An 18,635-nucleotide genomic window follows, 5' to 3' on the forward strand; every position below is an offset into this window, starting at 1 on the left:
GCCGGTGCGGGACGAAGAGCGCGGCACACGGGGGCTGTCGGCAGGGGGCGAAGGCCCCGAGGCCGGTTCCCGCCGCATGGCTGACGGCATCGACGGCATCCCTGAACAGGCCAGGCCGCATCCGGAGGACCCCTCCGCGCGGCCCGGTCCGGAGGGTGCCGTGCAGAGCGCGCCCCCGGAAGGGCGGAACGGGGTCGCGACCCCGGACCGGACCGGGGCGAAGGCTCGCGGAAGGGCGACGGGCGGGACGATGAGCGAGCACGAGCGAAACGCCGACGACGAGGCGCTGGCCGCGGAGGTGGTGCAGGCATCCCGGCACGAACCTCAGGACCGCAGCGGTGCGCGCGCCAAGTTCGTCGAGCTGCGCGCGCTCAAGGAGGGCAGCGCCGAGTACGCGGAGCTGCGCAACCAGCTGGTCCGGATGCACCTGCCGCTCGTGGAGCACCTGGCGCGCCGGTTCCGCAACCGCGGCGAGCCGCTGGACGACCTCACCCAGGTCGCCACCATCGGTCTGATCAAGTCGGTCGACCGGTTCGACCCGGACCGGGGCGTGGAGTTCTCCACGTACGCCACCCCGACCGTGGTCGGCGAGATCAAGCGCCACTTCCGCGACAAGGGCTGGGCGGTCCGGGTACCACGCCGTCTCCAGGAGCTGCGCCTCGCGCTCACGACCGCCACGGCGGAGCTGTCCCAGCAGCACGGCCGCTCCCCCACGGTCCACGAGCTGGCCGAGAAGCTGGCGATCTCGGAGGAGGAGGTCCTGGAGGGCCTGGAGTCGGCCAACGCCTACTCCACCCTGTCCCTGGACGTCCCCGACACCGACGACGAGTCCCCGGCGGTGGCCGACACCCTCGGCGCGGAGGACGAAGCCCTGGAGGGCGTCGAGTACCGGGAGTCGCTCAAGCCCCTCCTGGAAGACCTCCCGCCGCGGGAGAAGCGGATCCTTCTCCTCCGCTTCTTCGGCAACATGACCCAGTCACAGATCGCCCAGGAGGTCGGCATCTCCCAGATGCATGTCTCCCGGCTGCTGGCGCGAACCCTGGCCCAGCTGCGGGAGAAGCTGCTGGTGGAGGAGTAGGCCGCGCCACCCGCGTGGCACCCGGCTCAGCTACTGCGCCCGGGCCCCTTGATGCCGAGGGCCTGGGTGGTGGCGGAGTTCACCAGCAGCACCAGGGCGGCCACGGCCACCACGGCCAGGGCGATCCCCACCGGAATCGCCACGCTGTCGGCCTGCAGCAGGTTGTAGGCCACCGGCAGCGCCATGATCTGCGTGATCACCGCCGGGCCCCGGCTCCAGCTCTTGCGCAGCAGCAGCCCGCGCGCGGCGAGCAACGGCAGCAGCGCCAGCACGATCACGGTGACACCACCGGTGACCGCCTGGCCCCGGTCGTCCGGTGAGCCGGTTACCCCGAGCACGAGCATCCACACCCCGCCGGCCACCAGCGCGAGCCCTTCGAGCCCGGCCAGCGCAGCGGCGTACGTCAGCCGCCGCGGACGGGGGCCTTCGGTTCCGTCGGCCTTCACGGCCGTAGACGCATCGCTCACCCCAGAAGGGTAGCCCGCGGCCCGGACAGGCCCGAGTGTCGAGGCTCACGCGCCTTTCTCTTACCCGATCCTCAACTCGGTCTGGGCCCGGTACTTTCCAGTAGGTACGCTGCAATCCATGCGTGCACTTCTCGTGGTCAATCCGGCAGCAACCACCACAAGCGCACGTAGGCGCGATGTCCTGATCCACGCGCTGGCGAGCGAGGTGAAGCTGGAGGCGGTCACCACCGAGTACCGCGGTCACGCCCGCGACCTGGCCCGGCAGGCGGCGGACAGCGACGACATCGACCTCGTCGTGGCGCTCGGCGGCGACGGCACGGTCAACGAGGTGGTCAACGGCCTGCTGCACGGCGGCCCCGACCCGGACCGGCTGCCCGGTCTCGCCGTGGTTCCCGGCGGCTCCACCAACGTCTTCGCCCGCGCCCTGGGTCTGCCCAACGATCCGGTCGAGGCCACCGGCGACCTGCTGGACGCGCTCCGCGAGAAGCGCGAGCGCCTTGTCGGCCTGGGACTGGCCGCCGGCACCCCGGGCACCGAGGACGAGGCGGTCCCGGCCCGCTGGTTCACCTTCAACGCGGGGCTGGGTTTCGACGCCGGCGTGGTCGGCCGGGTCGAGCAGCAGCGCGAACGCGGCAAGAAGTCGACGCACGCGCTGTACGTACGGCAGGTGATCCGCCAGTTCCTCGGTGAGCAGCACCGCCGGCATGGCCCGATCACGCTGGAAAGGCCCGGGACCGACCCTGTCAAGGATCTGGTCGTGGCCATAGTCTCGAACACCTCGCCCTGGACGTATCTCGGCAATCGCCCGATGTACACGTCGCCTAAGGCCTCGTTCGATAAAGGCATCGACGTCCTCGGCCTCACCCGCCTGTCGTCGGCCGCGGCCGCCCGGTATGGCACACAGTTGCTCACTTCGTCCCCCGAGCGCGGACCCCATGGCAGGCATGCGGTGTCGCTGCACGACCTGGACCAGTTCACCTTGCATTCGAAGGTCCCCCTCCCCCTTCAGATGGACGGCGACCACCTAGGACTGCGTACGAGCGTGACGTTCACAGGCGTACGCCGCGCACTGCGTGTGATTGTGTGAGCGGAACGGGCCAAAGTCCTTTCACTCGAACGTTTAGGCCAGGGTCCACCCCATGGAAGTACGGCTGTGACCCAGTCGACACCGAGGAATCAAAAAAAACTTTCCGGAAGGGGTTGTATCCGCCGCTGAGGTTTGCGAGGCTCTACGTGGCGGTCGGGACGGCCCGCAACACCGGCGTCCCTGATCACCGGAATCCCCCTTCAACTCACAGGACCCCTGCCAGGGAACCTGGCGGTCGGCCCTTCACTTGTTGAGGGATTCGTGAAAGCGTTCACATTCACAAGCAACGTGCATGTAATACCAAGGAGAGGTAGCAGCCATGGACTGGCGTCACAACGCCGTTTGCCGCGAGGAAGACCCCGAGCTCTTCTTCCCCATCGGCAACACTGGTCCTGCGCTGCTGCAGATCGAGGAAGCCAAGGCCGTCTGCCGTCGCTGTCCTGTGATGGACCAGTGTCTGCAGTGGGCGCTCGAGTCCGGCCAGGACTCCGGCGTCTGGGGTGGTCTCAGCGAGGACGAGCGTCGCGCGATGAAGCGCCGTGCCGCCCGCAACCGGGCTCGTCAGGCCTCCGCCTGATCCTACCCACCCCGCTAGCCTGAGCTTGGCGGCGCGTACAGCGAGTACGCATCTCCCGCCCCCGAGCCGCAGCGCGCAGTACCCCCGATGCGCTCAAGAGCAGCAACGAGCGAACAGCCCCGGATCCACCAGGTCCGGGGCTCTTTGCTGTCCACCCCGAACCGGCCTACTTCTGCGCCCGCACGGGCACGTCCAGGATCACCCGGGTCCCCCGCTCCGGCGCCGGCACCATGTCGAAGGTGCCGCCCAACTCGCCCTCCACCAGCGTGCGTACGATCTGCAGACCGAGGTTGCCCGAGCGGTGCGGGTCGAAGCCCTCGGGCAGGCCGACGCCGTCGTCCTGGACGGTGACCAGCAGACGGGCCTCCTTGGTGGTGCCGCCGCGTACCGCCGTCACCTCGACCGTGCCGGTGTCGCCCTCGCGGAAGCCGTGTTCCAGGGCGTTCTGCAGGATTTCGGTGAGAACCATCGACAGCGGGGTGGCGACCTCGGCGTCGAGTATTCCGAAGCGGCCGGTGCGGCGGCCGGTGACCTTGCCCGGCGAGATCTCGGCGACCATCGCCAGCACCCGGTCGGCGATCTCGTCGAACTCGACCCGCTCGTCCAGGTTCTGAGACAGCGTCTCATGGACGATGGCGATCGAGCCGACTCGCCGCACGGCCTCCTCCAGGGCCTCCCGGCCGCGCTCCGACTCGATGCGCCGGGCCTGGAGGCGCAGCAGGGCGGCGACCGTCTGGAGGTTGTTCTTCACCCGGTGGTGGATCTCCCGGATGGTGGCGTCCTTGGTGATCAGTTCCCGTTCTCGGCGCCGCAGTTCGGTGACGTCCCGGAGCAGCACCAGCGAACCGATGCGGGTGCCCTTGGGCTTGAGCGGGATCGCCCGGAACTGGATCACCCCGTCGTCGGACTCGATCTCGAACTCGCGCGGCGCCCAGCCGCTGGCGACCTTGGCGAGCGCCTCGTCCACCGGTCCCTTGGTCGGGGCGAGTTCCGCCGTGGTCTGGCCCAGGTGGTGGCCGAGCAGGTCGGCGGCGAGGCCGAGGCGGTGGTATGCGGAGAGCGCGTTCGGAGAGGCGTACTGGACGACCCCGTCCGCGTCCACCCGGATCAGGCCGTCGCCGACGCGCGGGGAGGCGTCCATGTCGACCTGCTGGTTGGCGAAGGGAAACGATCCGGCAGCGATCATCTGCGCCAGGTCCGAGGCGCTCTGGAGGTAGGTCAGCTCCAGGCGGCTCGGGGTGCGCACGGTCAGCAGGTTGGTGTTGCGGGCGATCACCCCGAGCACCCGGCCCTCGCGCCGTACCGGGATGGACTCGACCCGTACAGGGACCTCTTCACGCCACTCCGGGTCGCCCTCGCGGACGATGCGCCCCTCGTCCAGGGCGATGTCCAGCATGGGCCGCCGTCCGCGCGGGACCAAGTGGCCGACCATGTCGTCCTGGTAGGAGGTGGGGCCGGTGTTGGGGCGCATCTGCGCCACCGAGACGTAACGGGTGCCGTCCCGGGTGGGGACCCAGAGGACCAGGTCGGCGAAGGAGAGGTCGGAGAGCAGCTGCCACTCCGAGACCAGCAGATGGAGCCACTCGAGGTCGGAGTCGCCGAGGGCGGTGTGCTGGCGGACCAGTTCGTTCATGGAGGGCACGTCTGCGAGCGTACCCGCCGGTCTGTTCGTGGCCTAAAAACACCCGCGGGCCGCGGCGCCTGAGAGGGACCCTCAACCCTCCCGGCACCGCAGCCCGGAGCAGCAACGGCCGTGGGGTGTGCGGTCCCGGTCGGCCGAAGGTGAGGACCCGGGGCAGTCAGGGCAGAGAGCGCCGGTTCCTCGGTCCGTCCTCCTGTGCGGGGAGGACGGAAGCGGTGTGGCTGTGTGGTACGGCCGCGTCGACGCGCCGCACGTCCAGCCCTCGTACGCAATTGTGGACTAGACCACCCTGTGTGTCCATGCGTTGGAGACTGTTCACAGTTGATCCGATCGCAGCCTAGCCCGCCGGAGTCGGTCGTGGGGACGGATGGCCGGGACAAGTTTTCCCGTCGGCGCCCGACCCGCGCCGACAGGGGCTGGTTCTGTAAGATTAGTCCCATTAGATTGGTCTAAACCACAGAGCCGTGGAGACCCTCAAGACCCCTTCAGAACGGCAGGCCAGCGTGGAAGTTGTCATCGTTCCGGACGCCGCGGCGGGTGGCGAGCTGATCGCCGAGGCCATGGCGCAGTTGCTGCGGCGCAAGCCCGACGCGTTGCTCGGGGTGGCCACCGGCTCGACGCCGCTGCCCGTCTACCAGGCCCTCACGGCGAAGGTGCGGGCCGGTGCGGTCGACACGTCCCGGGCGCGGATAGCCCAGCTCGACGAGTACGTGGGGCTGCCGGCCGAGCATCCGGAGTCGTACCGCTCGGTGCTGCGGCGCGAGGTGCTGGAGCCGCTGGGGATCCCGATGGAGGCGTTCCTGGGACCCGACGGCACCGCCGCCGACGTGCGGGCCGCCTGCGCGGCGTACGACGCGGCGCTGGCGCAGGCCGGTGGCGTGGACCTGCAGCTGCTCGGGATCGGCACCGACGGGCACATCGGGTTCAACGAGCCGTGCTCCTCGCTGGCCTCCCGCACCCGGATCAAGACGCTCACCGAGCAGACCCGCTTCGACAACGCCCGGTTCTTCGACGGGGACGTCGAGCAGGTGCCGCACCACGTGATCACCCAGGGCATCGGGACGATCCTGGAGGCACGGCACCTGGTGCTGCTCGCCGTCGGAGAGGGCAAGGCCGACGCGGTCGCGGCGACCGTGGAGGGGCCGCTGGCCGCGGTGTGTCCCGCGTCGGCGCTGCAGCTGCATCCGCATGCGACGGTTGTGGTCGACGAGGGCGCCGCGTCCAAGCTGAAGCACGCGGACTACTTCCGGTACACCTTTGACAACAAGCCGTCGTGGCAGGGGATCTAACGGTCGTGCGTCACGTACGCGGGCGTGGGGGCTGGTCGCGCCACGCGGCGGAGCCGCACATCGATACAGCCCCGCGCCCCTGACGGGGCGCTCCAGCTAACGGGGTGCCATCGCCTCTGCCGCTGCGGTGCCGCACACTCTTGCCGCTCCGTGGGTGGCGATGTGGAGGGCGCCCCTCGGGGGAGCCTGGGGGACGCCCATTTCCACCACGATCGTGTCCGGGCGGGTCCTGAGCAGGACGTCCAGGGCGCGGCCCATCCACGGGTGGCGGTGTTCGTCGCGGACCACGGCGACGATCCGGCGGTCCCCCGCCGCTGCCAGGGCCTGCTCGCCCGCGTCCTCGCCGGTGAAGGCGCCGGTCTCGGTGCCGGGCAGCAGCCGGGTCAGTTCGGCGCCCACGCCCCAGGGGGTCTCCGTGCCCACCGCGATGTTCGCCACCGGGGCGAAGGAGGCGACGAAGGGGGCCGCGGTCAGCGGGGCGCCGGAGTCGACGCGCGTCACATGCAGCGCGCGCCGGGCCGCCACCAAGCCGATGTCGGTGAGCGCGGGGTCCGCGGGCGCCGGTTTCGTCGTCGCCGTCCAGCGGGCCAGGGCCCGTACCCGCCGCGCCGCGTCGGCCAGGCGTTCCTCCGGCAGTTCCCCGGAGCGGACCGCGGCGACCAGGGCGTCACGCAGCCTGCGCACCGTCGCCTCGTCCGAGAGGCCGCCGCCCACGCAGATCGCGTCGGCGCCCGCGGCGATGGCCAGGACGCTGCCGTGTTCGATGCCGTAGGTCGCGGAGATGGCCTGCATCTCCATGCCGTCGGTGACGATCAGGCCCTCATAGCCGAGTTCGCCGCGCAGCAGGTCGGTGAGGATGGTGCGGGACAGCGTCGCCGGGCGGGCCGGGTCCAGCGCGGGGACCAGGATGTGCGCGCTCATCACGGCACGGGTGCCGGCCGCGATGGCCGCGCGGAACGGGACCAGTTCGCGGGCGTCGAGGACGTCGGCGGCCGCGTCGATGCGGGGCATGGCGTGGTGGGAGTCGACGGCGGTGTCGCCGTGGCCCGGGAAGTGCTTGGTGCAGGCCGCGACCCCGGCCGCCTGGAGGCCGGTGACGTAGGCGGCCGTGTGGCGGGCGACCAGGTCCTGGTCGGCGCCGAAGGAGCGGACGCCGATCACGGGGTTGGCCGGGTCGGAGTTGACGTCGGCGGACGGTGCCCAGTCGAGGTTCACCCCGCAGGCGGCCAGGCGGCGGCCCAGTTCGAGGGCGACCTGGCGGGTCAGCTCCGGGTCGTCGACGGCGCCGAGGGCGTGGTTGCCGGGGAAGGAGGAGCCGGTGCGCACCTCCAGGCGGGTGACGTCACCGGCCTCCTCGTCGACGGCCACCAGGACGTCGTCCCGTTCGGCCCGCAACCGGGCGGTGAGCGCGGCGAGCTGTTCGGCCGACTCGATGTTGCGGCCGAACAGGCCCACGGAGGCGAGGCCCTCACCGAGCCGGCGCAGCAGCCAGTCGGGGGCGGCGGTGCCGGTGAAGCCGGGCTGCAGGACGGTCAGCGCGTCGCGCGTGACGCCGTCCTTCGCGTTGGACGCGGCCGTACCGCTGGCGAATGTCGTCATCGGATGGGGTTATCCCTTCACGGCGCCCGCGGTGAGACCCGCGGCCATCTTGCGCTGGACGAGGAGGAAGAGGACGACGATCGGCACGGCCATCATGGTGGAGCCGGCCATCATCGGGGCGTATTCGGTGCCGTGCTTGGTGGTGAAGTTGGCGAGCCACACGGTCGCGGTCTGGTGCTCCTGGCTGAGCAGCATCAGGGCGTACAGGTACTCGTTCCAGGCCTGGATGAAGGCGTAGACCGAGGTGGCGACCATGCCGGGGGCGAGGAGGGGGAAGACCACGCGGATGAAGGCGCCGGTGCGGGAGCAGCCGTCGACCATGGCGGCCTCCTCCAGCTCCTTCGGGATGTTGACGATGAAGCCGCGCAGGGTCCACACCGTGAACGGCAGGATGAAGGTCAGGTAGGTGATGATCAGGCCGCTGAGCTTGTCGTACTGGTCCAGGTCGTTGAGGAGCAGGAAGACCGGGATGATCATGGCGACCAGCGGGACCATCTGGACCGCGAGGATGCCGACGATCACGATCTTGCGGCCGCGGAAGGCGAACCGGGAGATCGCGAGGGCGGCGAGCAGGCCGATGACCATGCCGATCGCGACGACGGAGAGCGAGACGACGAGGCTGCGGCCCACCGGTCCCCAGAAGTCGGCGATGTCCAGTGCGCGGCGGAAGTTGGCCAGGGTGATGCCGGTGGGCAGCAGGCTCGGGTCCGGGTCGATGGCGTCCTTCGCGGGCTTGAACGCCGTGTTGAGCATCCAGTAGACGGGGAAGCCGGCGGTGACGAAGACGAGGAGGCCGAGGATGTTCCAGCCCCAGCGGGTCCCCTTGCGGGGGGTGGCGACGGTGCTCATTCGACCTCTCCGATCTTCAGCATCTGGCGCATGTACACGGCGACGACACCGAGCAGGAGGAGCACGGTGAGCAGGGCGATCGCGGAGCCCTGTCCGTAGTCGTTGACCACGAAGGCGCGGTCGTAGGAGTAGGTCGTCAGCAGCTGGAACTCGGGTTCGGGGTGGCCGCCGCGCATCACGAACACCTGCGGGAAGACGCCCATGTCCCAGATGACCGAGAGCGTCGTGAGCATCACGATGATCGGTTTGAGGACGGGCAGGGTGACGTAGCGGAAGACGCCCCAGGCGCCGGCGCCGTCCAGGCGGGCCGCCTCCTCGAGTTCCTTGGGGACCTGGGTGAGGCCGGCGCTCAGCGTGATGACCACGAAGGGGACCGCGCCCCAGACGACCAGCAGCATGAGCACGGCCAGTCCCTGGGGGCCGCTGGCGAACCAGTTGTGGCCGATCATCTGCACGCCCGGGAGCTTGCTGAGCAGGGCGTTGAGGATGCCGTAGTCCGAGTCGAAGAGCCACTTGAAGAGCGTGGTGGCGACGATGACCGGCATGCCCCAGCTGGCCACGAGCACGATGTTGACCAGGGTCTTCACCCAGCCGGAGACCTTCTGCAGCAGCAGGGCGATGAGCATGCCGACGACCATGGTGAAGACCACGCAGCCGACCGCGAAGACGATCGTGCGCAGCACGACCTGCCAGAACTCGGTGTCGCCGAGGACCTGGGAGAAGTTCCCGAACCCGACCCACTCGGCGGGCTTGAACCCCCACAGCTGGGACTGCCCGAACTCCTGGAAGGAGAGGGTGACCAGCCGGTAGAAGGGGTAGCCGAGGACGAGCGCGAGAATGGCGAGACTGGGCGCCAGCAGCAGCCAGGGGACGGCGGGCCCGCCGGAACGCCGGTTCGCGCGGGGTCTGACCGGGGTACTGGGCGGTGGCGCCTGCCGCCGCTGCGGCACTGTGGCAGGGGTGGTCGTATCAGCCGCACTCATCGCGCGCTCCTCAAGCAGTTTCGAGAGAGGCCCGCAGCAACGCGCCCCACAGGGGCGCGGGGAACTGCGCGACCAGCCACAACGCACCGGCACCGACCCGTCGACCCGTCGCGGCACTTCCTGGTGTCACCTGTCGGGCCGGACCTGCCCCCGTCGCCCAGGCCCGGCCGCAGTCCGACTACTTGGTGTTGATGACCTTGTCGATCGCGGCGTCCGCGGCCTTGGCGGCGGCCTCCACCGACTGCTTGCCGGTCCCGATGTTCTGCAGCATGTTCTGCAGGACCTGGGCCTTCTCGACCTGCCCCCAGCCCGGCGCCATCGGCACGAACCAGTTGGACGCGGCCGCCTCGGCGGGCACCGCGGTCGCCGGGTCGTTCTTCAGCGTCGCGAGGTCGGTCTTGTTGTTGGGCAGGTTGCCCTTGGCCATCAGGCCCTTCTGGCCGGCGGGACCGGTGAACGCGTTGATCCACTCGGCGGCGACGCCCTGGGCCTTGGACTTCACCGGGATGGCGAGGTCGGAGCCGCCCAGGAAGACCGGCATGTTCTTGCCGGACGGGCCTGGCATCACGAAGTTGACGAGGTTGTTCTTCAGCTTGCCGCCGGTCTTGTCGTTCTTCGGGTCGGCCGCGGTGGCGCCCTCCCAGGCCGCGCCGAAGATCATCGCCGACTTGCCCTGGCCGTAGACGATGTACCGGTCGGACTCGTCCTTGGTCTTGTCACCGTGCATGTACTTGTCGATGACGTTCTTGAACTCGCCGAGACCCTTGAGGGACTCCGGGGAGGAGAGGTTGCCCTTCCACTGGCCGCCGGACTGCACGGCGATGGAGCCGCCCGCGTCGTAGACGAAGGACATGGCCGCGTACCAGTCGCGGGTGGGCTGGTACCAGGCGCTGAACTTGTCGCCCTCCTTCTTCTGGATCTTGTCCAGGTCGGCGGTCAGCTCGGTGTAGGTCTTCGGGGTGGTCTTGACGCCGGCCGAGGCGGCGATGTCCTTGCGCCAGTTGGCGACGCGGCCACCGGCGTAGTAGGGCACGCCGTAGGTCTTGCCGTCGTAGGTCACCGAGGCCTTGAGGCCGTCCAGCCACTGGCCGGAGTTGCTGAACTGGGCGGTGTCGACGGGGGCGAAGGCGCCCTTGACCATGTAGCCGAGCATCTCGGTGTTGCCCATCTCGACCACGTCGGGGGCCTTGTCCGTGGCGAGGACGGCGTCCAGCTTGGTGTTCTTGTCGGGCCAGCCGTAGTACTCGTGCTTGATCTTGATGCCGGGGTGCTTCTTCTGTACGGCGGCGTCGGCGGCCTTCACCAGCTCCGGCCAGTTGTTCTGCGCGTCCACCGTGAGCCAGACGGTCAGTTCCTTGGCGTCCGAGCCCTGGGACTTGTTGTCGCCCTTGTTGTCACTGCCACACGCCGCTACGGAGAAGACCATGCCCGCGATACCCATCGCGGCTATCAGCTTGCGCTTCACGCCACCCTCCTCAGGGATGCCACAAACCCCCCTGCCTCCCCGCGCGAGCGTTGGGCCGGGACCTGGACCAATGGTGTAGACCAGTGCGGGAAGCTTGGCCCAGACCACCAGGCCTGTCAAGGGTGGCCGAATGGGCTCCCACCAGCCGTTATGCGACCTACATATGCAAGAACCTTTAAGTAAGAAGCCCTCGAAAACCCGCGGCGCGGACGAGACAATTCCGGTAGACCACTCGGGTGGTGGACTAGACCAGAAGAGCCCGCGACGGTATACAGAGGGGATCACGCAGCGTGCAGGGCGAATCCCGGTACGCTGCCGTGCCACGAGGCGAGCCGCATCAGGAGCCGGGAAGGCGGAGCATGAGCACCGACGTCAGCAGTGCGGAGAACGAGAGCGGGACAGCCGTCCGTACCGCGCGCGTGCCCAAGTACTACCGCCTGAAGAAGCACCTCCTCGACATCACCGAGACCCAGGCACCCGGCACCCCGGTGCCGCCCGAGCGCACCCTGGCCGCCGAGTTCGACACCTCCCGCACCACCGTCCGCCAGGCCCTCCAGGAGCTGGTCGTCGAGGGCCGTCTCGAACGCATCCAGGGCAAGGGCACCTTCGTCGCCAAGCCGAAGGTCTCCCAGGCGCTCCAGCTCACCTCGTACACCGAGGACATGCGCGCCCAGGGTCTGGAACCGACCTCGCAGCTGCTGGACATCGGCTACATCACGGCCGACGACCGGCTGGCCGGCCTGCTCGACATAAGCGCGGGCGGCCGGGTGCTGCGCATCGAGCGGCTGCGCATGGCCAACGGCGAGCCGATGGCGATCGAGACCACGCACCTGAGCGCGAAGCGCTTCCCGGCCCTGCGCCGCTCCCTCGTCAAGTACACGTCCCTGTACACCGCCCTCGCCGAGGTGTACGACGTCCGTCTCGCGGAGGCCGAGGAGACCATCGAGACCTCGCTGGCGACCCCGCGCGAGGCAGGCCTGCTCGGCACCGACGTCGGCCTGCCGATGCTGATGCTCTCCCGGCACTCCCTGGACCGCGAGGGCCAGCCGGTGGAGTGGGTGCGGTCGGTCTACCGCGGCGACCGCTACAAGTTCGTGGCCCGCCTCAAGCGCCCGCAGGACTGACCGGCACGACCCTTCACGGAATCGACATACCGAGAGGCCGGACGGCTACTTCCGCTCCGGTGACGCCGTGACCTAGATTGCCTGCGCATTACACAGGCGAACGGTGAGGGGACGGAGCCGCGGAATGTCGGATGTACCTGAAGTGAGGCAGCCGGTGGTGACACCTGTACGCGTGGTCATCGCCGTCTGTCTCGTCGCGCCCTTCGTGGCGATGTTGTGGGTGGGCTCCTACGCCAGGACAGACCCGACGTTCATCGGGATCCCGTTCTTCTACTGGTACCAGATGCTGTGGGTGCTGGTCTCCACCGCGCTCACCATGACGGCGTACCAGCTGTGGCAGCGTGACCAGCGTGCCCGCAGGGCCGGTCACCCGAGCGGGGGTGCGCAGCGGTGAAGGACGGTGTGAACGGCGTCGCGCTCGGCGTCTTCGTCTTCTTCTTCCTGGCCGTCACGGTCATGGGATTCCTGGCCGCGCGCTGGCGCAAGGCCGAGAACGAGCACAGCCTCGACGAATGGGGCCTGGGCGGCCGGTCGTTCGGGACCTGGGTCACCTGGTTCCTGCTGGGCGGCGACCTCTACACGGCGTACACCTTCGTCGCCGTACCCGCGGCGGTCTACGCGGCGGGCGCGGCCGGCTTCTTCGCCGTGCCGTACACGATCCTGGTCTACCCGCTGATCTTCACGTTCCTGCCGCGCCTGTGGTCGGTCTCCCACAAGCACGGTTACGTGACGACCTCGGACTTCGTGCGCGGCCGCTTCGGCTCCAAGGGCCTCTCGCTGGCCGTCGCGCTGACCGGCATCCTGGCGACGATGCCGTACATCGCGCTGCAGCTCGTCGGCATCCAGGCGGTGCTCGACGTGATGGGCGTCGGCGGCAGCGACGGCACCAACTGGTTCGTCAAGGACCTGCCGTTGCTCATCGCCTTCGGCGTGCTGGCGGCCTACACCTACTCCTCCGGCCTGCGCGCCCCCGCGCTCATCGCGTTCGTGAAGGACGGGCTGATCTACCTCGTCATCGCGGTGGCGATCATCTACATCCCGATCAAGCTGGGCGGCTTCGACGACATCTTCGCCAAGGCGGCCCACGCGTTCGCCCAGACCAACCCGGCGACCGGCAAGCCGCGCGGCGCGCTGGCACCGCCGGAGGCGAGCCAATGGACCTACGCCACGCTGGCGTTGGGCTCCGCGCTCGCCCTGTTCATGTACCCGCACTCGATCACCGCGACGCTCTCCTCCAAGAGCCGTGACGTGATCCGCCGCAACACCACGATCCTGCCGCTGTACTCCCTGATGCTGGGCCTGCTGGCGCTGCTCGGCTTCATGGCCGTCGCGGCCGGTGTCAAGGTCACCAACGGCCAGCTGGCGATCCCGCAGCTGTTCGAGAACGTGTTCCCGGACTGGTTCGCGGGGGTGGCCTTCGCGGCGATCGGCATCGGCGCCCTGGTCCCGGCGGCCATCATGTCCATCGCGGCCGCGAACCTGTTCACCCGCAACATCTACCGGGACTTCATCAAGCCGGACGCCACACCGAAGCAGGAGGCCCAGGTCTCCAAGCTGGTGTCCCTGCTGGTGAAGGTGGGCGCGCTGGTCTTCGTCCTCACCATGGACAAGACGGTCGCCATCAACTTCCAGCTGCTGGGCGGCATCTGGATCCTGCAGACCTTCCCGGCGTTGGTGGGCGGCCTGTTCACCCGCTGGTTCCACCGCTGGGCCCTGCTCGCGGGCTGGGCGGTCGGCATGGTCTACGGCACGGCCGCGGCGTACGGCGTCGCCTCCCCCACCCAGAAGCACTTCGGCGGCTCGGCCAAGGAGATCCCGGGCATCGGCGAGATCGGTTACATCGGCCTCACGGCGTTCGTGCTGAACGTGGTGGTCACGGTGGTCCTGACCTTCGCCCTGCGGGCCCTGAAGGCCCCGGAGGGCATCGACGAGACGAAGGCGGAGGACTACACGGCGGACGCGGGCGACCCGGGCGTGGAAGTCGAACTCCCCCCGGCCGTCGCGGGAAGCGCCCACTAGGACGCCGCGCGAACACCCCGTACACCCACGGCGGGCCGCCGACGGCACCACTTCGGCGGCCCGCTGTCGTCCATACTCCCCCGCATGGACATCGTCATCCGGCAAGCGCTTCCCACCGAACACGAACCCCTCGGCGACCTCACCGCCCGGGCCTACCTCCTGGACGGTCTCCTCGACTACGGGGAGAACGACGAGTACCTGCCCGTGCTGAAGGACGTGGCCGGCCGGGCCGCGGCCGCGGAGGTGCTCGTCGCCGTGCGGGGCGACCGCCTCCTCGGCGGCGTCACCTTCGTCCCCGGGCCAGGCCCGGTCGCCGACCTCGCCCGCCCCGGCGAGGCCGAGATCAGGGCCCTCGCGGTCGCGCACGAAGCCCGCGGCCAGGGAGCCGGCGAGGCCCTCGTGCGCGCGTGCCTGGAGCGGGCGCGGGTCACGGAGGGCTGCGTGGCCGTCGTCCTGTCGAGCCAGCGGAGCATGCACACCGCCCACCGGCTCTACGAACGCCTCAGCTTCGTCCGGACACCGGACCGGGACTGGAATCCCGTGCCGCACCTGGACGACGTCACTCTCCTCACCTACGAGTTGACGCTCTGACACCGGCGCGACACAACATCTGGGGGTGCCGTGACGACCCGGCACTAGATGTATGCTCATGCTCGCTGTCGCCGCAGGGGAATCCGGTGCGAATCCGGAACTGTCCCGCAACGGTGTACTTGTGCGCATCCGCGTACGAGAGTCAGTCCGAGGACCTGCCGACAGCACGCCCGGCCAACCCGGTCAGGGCGTTTCGACGTCCGGGCCTCGTGGAGTGGGCCAGGGTCTCCGAGGCGCGCCCGCGCGCGCTCGCGCTGCCCGCTGCCCTCCGCCAGGCCCCGTGCCGAGCGAGGGAGAGCCCCACGTGACCATCGCGCCAGCCGAACCGGCTTCAGCGACCACGACCGTCCCGGAGACCGACGGTCCCGGAACGGCCCTGCTGCGGATCCTGACCGAGCTGACCGCCGACCTCCCGGACACCGACCCCGGCCGGGTCGCCGCCGCCGCGCTGCGCGGCCGGTCCGCGCGGGCCGACGAGTCGGAGTTGCGCGAGCTGGCCACCGAGGCCGCCGCCGGTCTGATCTCCGAGGACCCCGCCTACTCGCGGCTGGCGGCCCGCCTGCTCACCGTCTCCATCCGGGCCGAGGCCGCCTCGCAGGGCGTGACGTCCTTCACCGAGTCCGTCGCGGTGGGGCACCGCGAGGGCCTCATCGCCGACCGCACCGCGGAGTTCGCGCGGCTGCACGCGGCGCGCCTGGACGCACTGGTCGACCCCGCCGCCGACGACCGCTTCGGCTACTTCGGCCTGCGCACCCTGCACAGCCGCTACCTGCTCCGGCACCCGATCACGCGCAAGGTCATCGAGACCCCCCAGCACTTCATGCTCCGGGTCGCCGCGGGACTGGCCGAGGACAACACCTCCCGCGCCCTGGACGAGGTCGCCGCGCTCTACGGGCTCATGAGCCGCCTCGACTACCTCCCGTCCTCCCCCACCCTCTTCAACTCCGGCACCCGGCACCCCCAGATGTCGTCCTGCTACCTCCTCGACTCCCCGAAGGACGAGCTGGACTCCATCTACGACCGCTACCACCAGGTCGCCCGGCTCTCCAAGCACGCCGGTGGCATCGGGCTGTCGTACTCCCGGATCCGCAGCCGCGGTTCGCTGATCCGCGGCACCAACGGGCACTCCAACGGCATCGTGCCGTTCCTGAAGACCCTGGACGCCTCGGTCGCCGCCGTGAACCAGGGCGGCCGGCGCAAGGGTGCGGCCGCGGTCTACCTGGAGACCTGGCACTCCGACATCGAGGAGTTCCTGGAGCTGCGGGACAACACCGGTGAGGACGCCCGCCGCACGCACAACCTCAACCTCGCGCACTGGGTCCCGGACGAGTTCATGCGCCGGGTGAACGCCGACGAGCCGTGGTCCCTGTTCTCCCCCGCCGACGTGCCGGAGCTGGTGGACCTGTGGGGCGCGGAGTTCGACGCCGCCTACCGCAGGGCCGAGGCCGCCGGACTCGCGCAGCGGACCATCCCGGCCCGTGACCTGTACGGCCGGATGATGCGCACCCTCGCGCAGACCGGCAACGGCTGGATGACGTTCAAGGACGCGGCCAACCGCACCGCCAACCAGACGGCGACCCCCGGCCACGTCGTGCACTCCTCCAACCTCTGCACGGAGATCCTGGAGGTCACGGACGACGGCGAGACGGCGGTCTGCAACCTGGGCTCCGTCAACCTCGGGGCGTTCGTCGACCCGGCGACCGGTGACATCGACTGGGAACGGCTGGACGGGACGGTCCGCACCGCGGTGACCTTCCTGGACCGCGTCGTCGACATCAACTTCTACCCGACAGAGCAGGCGGGCCGGTCCAACGCCCGGTGGCGGCCGGTGGGCCTGGGCGCCATGGGTCTCCAGGACGTCTTCTTCAAGCTGCGGCTGCCCTTCGACTCCCCCGAGGCCAAGGCCCTCTCCACCCGGATCGCCGAGCGGATCATGCTCGCCGCGTACGAGGCCTCCGCCGACCTGGCCGAGCGCAACGGACCGCTGCCCGCCTGGGAGAAGACCCGCACCGCGCGGGGCGTGCTGCACCCCGACCACTACGGCGTCGAGTTCACCTGGCCGGAGCGCTGGGCGGCGCTGCGCGCGCGGATCGCCGAGACCGGGATGCGCAACAGCCTGCTCCTGGCCATCGCGCCCACCGCGACCATCGCCTCGATCGCGGGGGTCTACGAGTGCATCGAGCCGCAGGTCTCGAACCTGTTCAAGCGCGAGACGCTGTCCGGTGAGTTCCTCCAGGTCAACTCGTACCTGGTGCGGGAGCTGAAGGACCTGGGTGTCTGGGACGCCCGGACCCGGGAGGCGCTGCGCGAGGCGAACGGCTCGGTACAGGACTTCGCCTGGATCCCCGAGGAGGTGCGACGCCTGTACCGCACGGCGTGGGAGATCCCGCAGCGCGGCCTGATCGACATGGCCGCCGCCCGCACCCCGTACCTGGACCAGGCCCAGTCCCTGAACCTGTTCCTGGAGACGCCGACCATCGGCAAGCTCTCCTCGATGTACGCCTACGCCTGGAAGTCCGGGCTGAAGACGACGTACTACCTGCGTTCGCGCCCGGCGACCCGGATCGCCCGCGCCGCCCGGGCCGCCGTGCCCGTCCAGCAGGCGGCCCCCGAAGACGCCGTCGCCTGCTCCCTGGAAAACCCCGAGTCCTGCGAGGCCTGCCAGTGATGTCCAGCAAGAACCTTCTCGACCCCGGCTTCGAGCTCACGCTCCGCCCGATGCGCTACCCGGACTTCTACGAGCGCTACCGGGACGCCATCAAGAACACCTGGACGGTGGAGGAGGTCGACCTCCACTCGGACGTCGCCGACCTCGCGAAGCTCAGCCCGTCCGAGCAGCACCTCATCGGCCGGCTGGTCGCCTTCTTCGCGACCGGCGACTCGATCGTGGCGAACAACCTGGTGCTGACGCTCTACAAGCACATCAACTCCCCCGAGGCGCGGCTCTACCTGAGCCGGCAGCTGTTCGAGGAGGCCGTGCACGTCCAGTTCTACCTGACGCTCCTCGACACCTACCTGCCCGACCCGGAGGACCGCGCGGCGGCCTTCGCGGCGGTCGAGAACATCCCCTCGATCCGGGAGAAGGCGGAGTTCTGCTTCAAGTGGATGGACTCGGTGGAGAACCTGGACCGGCTGGAGTCCCAGGCCGACCGCCGGCGCTTCCTGCTCAACCTGATCTGCTTCGCCGCGTGCATCGAGGGCCTGTTCTTCTACGGCGCCTTCGCGTACGTCTACTGGTTCCGCAGCCGGGGTCTGCTGCACGGTCTCGCCACGGGCACCAACTGGGTGTTCCGCGACGAGACGATGCACATGAGCTTCGCGTTCGACGTGGTCGACACCGTCCGCAAGGAGGAGCCGGAGCTCTTCGACGACGAACTGCGGCAGCAGGTCACCGACATGCTGCGGGAGGCCGTCGAGGCGGAGCTGCAGTTCGCGCGTGACCTGTGCGGTGACGGCCTGCCGGGCATGAACACCGACTCGATGCGCCAGTACCTGGAGTGCGTCGCCGACCAGCGCCTCGGCCGCCTCGGCTTCGCCCCGGTGTACGGTTCGGAGAACCCGTTCTCCTTCATGGAGCTGCAGGGCGTTCAGGAGCTGACGAACTTCTTCGAGCGGCGTCCGTCCGCGTACCAGGTGGCGGTGGAGGGCACCGTCGACCTGGACGAGGACTTCTGAGGCCGCCGCGCCCCGCGGTCCTCGTGGGCCTCCCTGATCTGCCGGTCGACGCGCCTGTCGCGCAGGACGCCGAGCACGGACGGGAGGGCCATGAGGACCAGGATGCCGAGGACCAGGAGCATTCCGACGAGACCTTCGATCTGGTTTCCGTTCATGGACACCACTGTCGCGCCGGATACTCCTTACCGTG

The 18,635-nt window shown here is 69.6% G+C and carries 17 protein-coding genes and 1 riboswitch; of the genes, 10 read left to right on the forward strand and 7 right to left on the reverse strand.

Annotation, left to right across the window (positions count from 1 at the left end):
- The first annotated feature begins 4 nt into the window (after window positions 1-4).
- Window positions 5-1,078 (forward strand): RNA polymerase sigma factor SigF, encoded by a 1,074-nt coding sequence (locus ACZ3KP_RS08380; protein WP_467497488.1) that lies wholly within the window; start codon window positions 5-7, stop codon window positions 1,076-1,078.
- A gap of 26 nt (window positions 1,079-1,104) precedes the next feature.
- Here the strand turns inward: ACZ3KP_RS08380 and ACZ3KP_RS08385 are convergent, their stop codons facing one another.
- A complete protein-coding gene (locus ACZ3KP_RS08385) occupies window positions 1,105-1,545 on the reverse strand; it encodes a hypothetical protein (protein ID WP_467497490.1) in 441 nt (146 codons plus the stop codon).
- Window positions 1,546-1,663: 118 nt separating this feature from the next.
- Here ACZ3KP_RS08385 and ACZ3KP_RS08390 point away from each other — a divergent pair, with 118 nt between their 5' ends.
- A complete protein-coding gene (locus ACZ3KP_RS08390; protein ID WP_467497492.1) occupies window positions 1,664-2,632 on the forward strand; it encodes a diacylglycerol/lipid kinase family protein in 969 nt (322 codons plus the stop codon).
- A gap of 319 nt (window positions 2,633-2,951) precedes the next feature.
- Entirely contained in the window at window positions 2,952-3,209 is a 258-nt protein-coding gene (locus tag ACZ3KP_RS08395; protein WP_006142322.1) for a WhiB family transcriptional regulator, read from the forward strand.
- A gap of 166 nt (window positions 3,210-3,375) precedes the next feature.
- On the opposite strand, the gene ACZ3KP_RS08400 is transcribed toward ACZ3KP_RS08395, so the two are convergent.
- Window positions 3,376-4,842, reverse strand: a complete 1,467-nt coding sequence (locus tag ACZ3KP_RS08400; protein ID WP_360561097.1) for a sensor histidine kinase — start codon at window positions 4,840-4,842, stop codon at window positions 3,376-3,378.
- Between the two features lie 512 nt (window positions 4,843-5,354).
- On the opposite strand from ACZ3KP_RS08400, the gene nagB reads away from it, so the two are divergent.
- Window positions 5,355-6,140 carry a glucosamine-6-phosphate deaminase gene (nagB, locus tag ACZ3KP_RS08405; protein WP_467497494.1) on the forward strand — a complete coding sequence of 262 codons (786 nt, stop codon included), beginning with the start codon at window positions 5,355-5,357 and terminating at the stop codon, window positions 6,138-6,140.
- A 96-nt stretch (window positions 6,141-6,236) separates the two neighbouring features.
- On the opposite strand, the gene ACZ3KP_RS08410 is transcribed toward nagB, so the two are convergent.
- The 4 genes from ACZ3KP_RS08410 to ACZ3KP_RS08425 all read right to left on the reverse strand — a co-directional run bounded on the left by ACZ3KP_RS08410 (window position 6,237) and on the right by ACZ3KP_RS08425 (window position 11,036).
- Window positions 6,237-7,739 carry a glycoside hydrolase family 3 protein gene (locus ACZ3KP_RS08410; protein ID WP_467497496.1) on the reverse strand — a complete coding sequence of 501 codons (1,503 nt, stop codon included), beginning with the start codon at window positions 7,737-7,739 and terminating at the stop codon, window positions 6,237-6,239.
- A 9-nt stretch (window positions 7,740-7,748) separates the two neighbouring features.
- A complete protein-coding gene (locus ACZ3KP_RS08415; protein WP_467497498.1) occupies window positions 7,749-8,588 on the reverse strand; it encodes a carbohydrate ABC transporter permease in 840 nt (279 codons plus the stop codon).
- A complete protein-coding gene (locus ACZ3KP_RS08420) occupies window positions 8,585-9,571 on the reverse strand; it encodes a carbohydrate ABC transporter permease (protein WP_467497500.1) in 987 nt (328 codons plus the stop codon). Before ACZ3KP_RS08420 ends, ACZ3KP_RS08415 begins: the two co-directional genes overlap by 4 nt.
- Before the next feature lie 178 nt (window positions 9,572-9,749).
- Complete coding sequence (locus ACZ3KP_RS08425; RefSeq protein ID WP_467497502.1) at window positions 9,750-11,036, reverse strand: extracellular solute-binding protein; 1,287 nt, start codon at window positions 11,034-11,036, stop codon at window positions 9,750-9,752.
- A gap of 359 nt (window positions 11,037-11,395) precedes the next feature.
- Here ACZ3KP_RS08425 and ACZ3KP_RS08430 point away from each other — a divergent pair, with 359 nt between their 5' ends.
- The 6 genes from ACZ3KP_RS08430 (at window position 11,396) to ACZ3KP_RS08455 (ending at window position 18,445) form a co-directional block, all read left to right on the forward strand.
- Window positions 11,396-12,160 (forward strand): GntR family transcriptional regulator, encoded by a 765-nt coding sequence (locus ACZ3KP_RS08430; RefSeq protein ID WP_132888780.1) that lies wholly within the window; start codon window positions 11,396-11,398, stop codon window positions 12,158-12,160.
- 124 nt (window positions 12,161-12,284) lie between these two features.
- The gene (locus tag ACZ3KP_RS08435) at window positions 12,285-12,554 is read left to right on the forward strand and encodes a DUF3311 domain-containing protein (RefSeq protein WP_467497504.1); all 270 of its coding nucleotides are present in this window, start codon (window positions 12,285-12,287) and stop codon (window positions 12,552-12,554) included.
- Window positions 12,551-14,179, forward strand: a complete 1,629-nt coding sequence (mctP, locus tag ACZ3KP_RS08440; RefSeq protein WP_467497506.1) for a monocarboxylate uptake permease MctP — start codon at window positions 12,551-12,553, stop codon at window positions 14,177-14,179. The genes ACZ3KP_RS08435 and mctP overlap by 4 nt, the downstream gene beginning before the upstream one ends.
- A gap of 84 nt (window positions 14,180-14,263) precedes the next feature.
- Window positions 14,264-14,770 (forward strand): GNAT family N-acetyltransferase, encoded by a 507-nt coding sequence (locus ACZ3KP_RS08445; protein WP_467497508.1) that lies wholly within the window; start codon window positions 14,264-14,266, stop codon window positions 14,768-14,770.
- Window positions 14,771-14,822: 52 nt separating this feature from the next.
- Window positions 14,823-14,947, forward strand: a riboswitch (cobalamin riboswitch).
- A gap of 127 nt (window positions 14,948-15,074) precedes the next feature.
- A complete protein-coding gene (locus ACZ3KP_RS08450; RefSeq protein WP_467497510.1) occupies window positions 15,075-17,438 on the forward strand; it encodes a ribonucleoside-diphosphate reductase subunit alpha in 2,364 nt (787 codons plus the stop codon).
- Complete coding sequence (locus ACZ3KP_RS08455) at window positions 17,438-18,445, forward strand: ribonucleotide-diphosphate reductase subunit beta (protein ID WP_358981447.1); 1,008 nt, start codon at window positions 17,438-17,440, stop codon at window positions 18,443-18,445. Before ACZ3KP_RS08450 ends, ACZ3KP_RS08455 begins: the two co-directional genes overlap by 1 nt.
- Here ACZ3KP_RS08455 and ACZ3KP_RS08460 read toward each other — a convergent pair.
- Complete coding sequence (locus tag ACZ3KP_RS08460; RefSeq protein ID WP_207921714.1) at window positions 18,358-18,600, reverse strand: hypothetical protein; 243 nt, start codon at window positions 18,598-18,600, stop codon at window positions 18,358-18,360. The two genes, ACZ3KP_RS08455 and ACZ3KP_RS08460, sit on opposite strands and share 88 nt — an antisense overlap.
- Window positions 18,601-18,635 lie beyond the last annotated feature (35 nt).

It is taken from the genome of Streptomyces sp. NPDC020958, from assembly GCF_055562175.1.

What these genes read in the sequence shown, in the direction of transcription:
- ACZ3KP_RS08390 (WP_467497492.1), top strand. Translation starts at nt 1,664, where the DNA reads ATGCGTGCACTTCTCGTGGTCAATCCGGCAGCAACCACCACAAGCGCA.
- ACZ3KP_RS08395 (WP_006142322.1), top strand. Translation starts at nt 2,952, where the DNA reads ATGGACTGGCGTCACAACGCCGTTTGCCGCGAGGAAGACCCCGAGCTC.
- ACZ3KP_RS08400 (WP_360561097.1), bottom strand. Translation starts at nt 4,842, where the DNA reads ATGAACGAACTGGTCCGCCAGCACACCGCCCTCGGCGACTCCGACCTC.
- ACZ3KP_RS08410 (WP_467497496.1), bottom strand. Translation starts at nt 7,739, where the DNA reads ATGACGACATTCGCCAGCGGTACGGCCGCGTCCAACGCGAAGGACGGC.
- ACZ3KP_RS08415 (WP_467497498.1), bottom strand. Translation starts at nt 8,588, where the DNA reads ATGAGCACCGTCGCCACCCCCCGCAAGGGGACCCGCTGGGGCTGGAAC.
- ACZ3KP_RS08420 (WP_467497500.1), bottom strand. Translation starts at nt 9,571, where the DNA reads ATGAGTGCGGCTGATACGACCACCCCTGCCACAGTGCCGCAGCGGCGG.
- ACZ3KP_RS08430 (WP_132888780.1), top strand. Translation starts at nt 11,396, where the DNA reads ATGAGCACCGACGTCAGCAGTGCGGAGAACGAGAGCGGGACAGCCGTC.
- ACZ3KP_RS08435 (WP_467497504.1), top strand. Translation starts at nt 12,285, where the DNA reads ATGTCGGATGTACCTGAAGTGAGGCAGCCGGTGGTGACACCTGTACGC.
- ACZ3KP_RS08445 (WP_467497508.1), top strand. Translation starts at nt 14,264, where the DNA reads ATGGACATCGTCATCCGGCAAGCGCTTCCCACCGAACACGAACCCCTC.
- ACZ3KP_RS08455 (WP_358981447.1), top strand. Translation starts at nt 17,438, where the DNA reads ATGTCCAGCAAGAACCTTCTCGACCCCGGCTTCGAGCTCACGCTCCGC.
- ACZ3KP_RS08460 (WP_207921714.1), bottom strand. Translation starts at nt 18,600, where the DNA reads ATGAACGGAAACCAGATCGAAGGTCTCGTCGGAATGCTCCTGGTCCTC.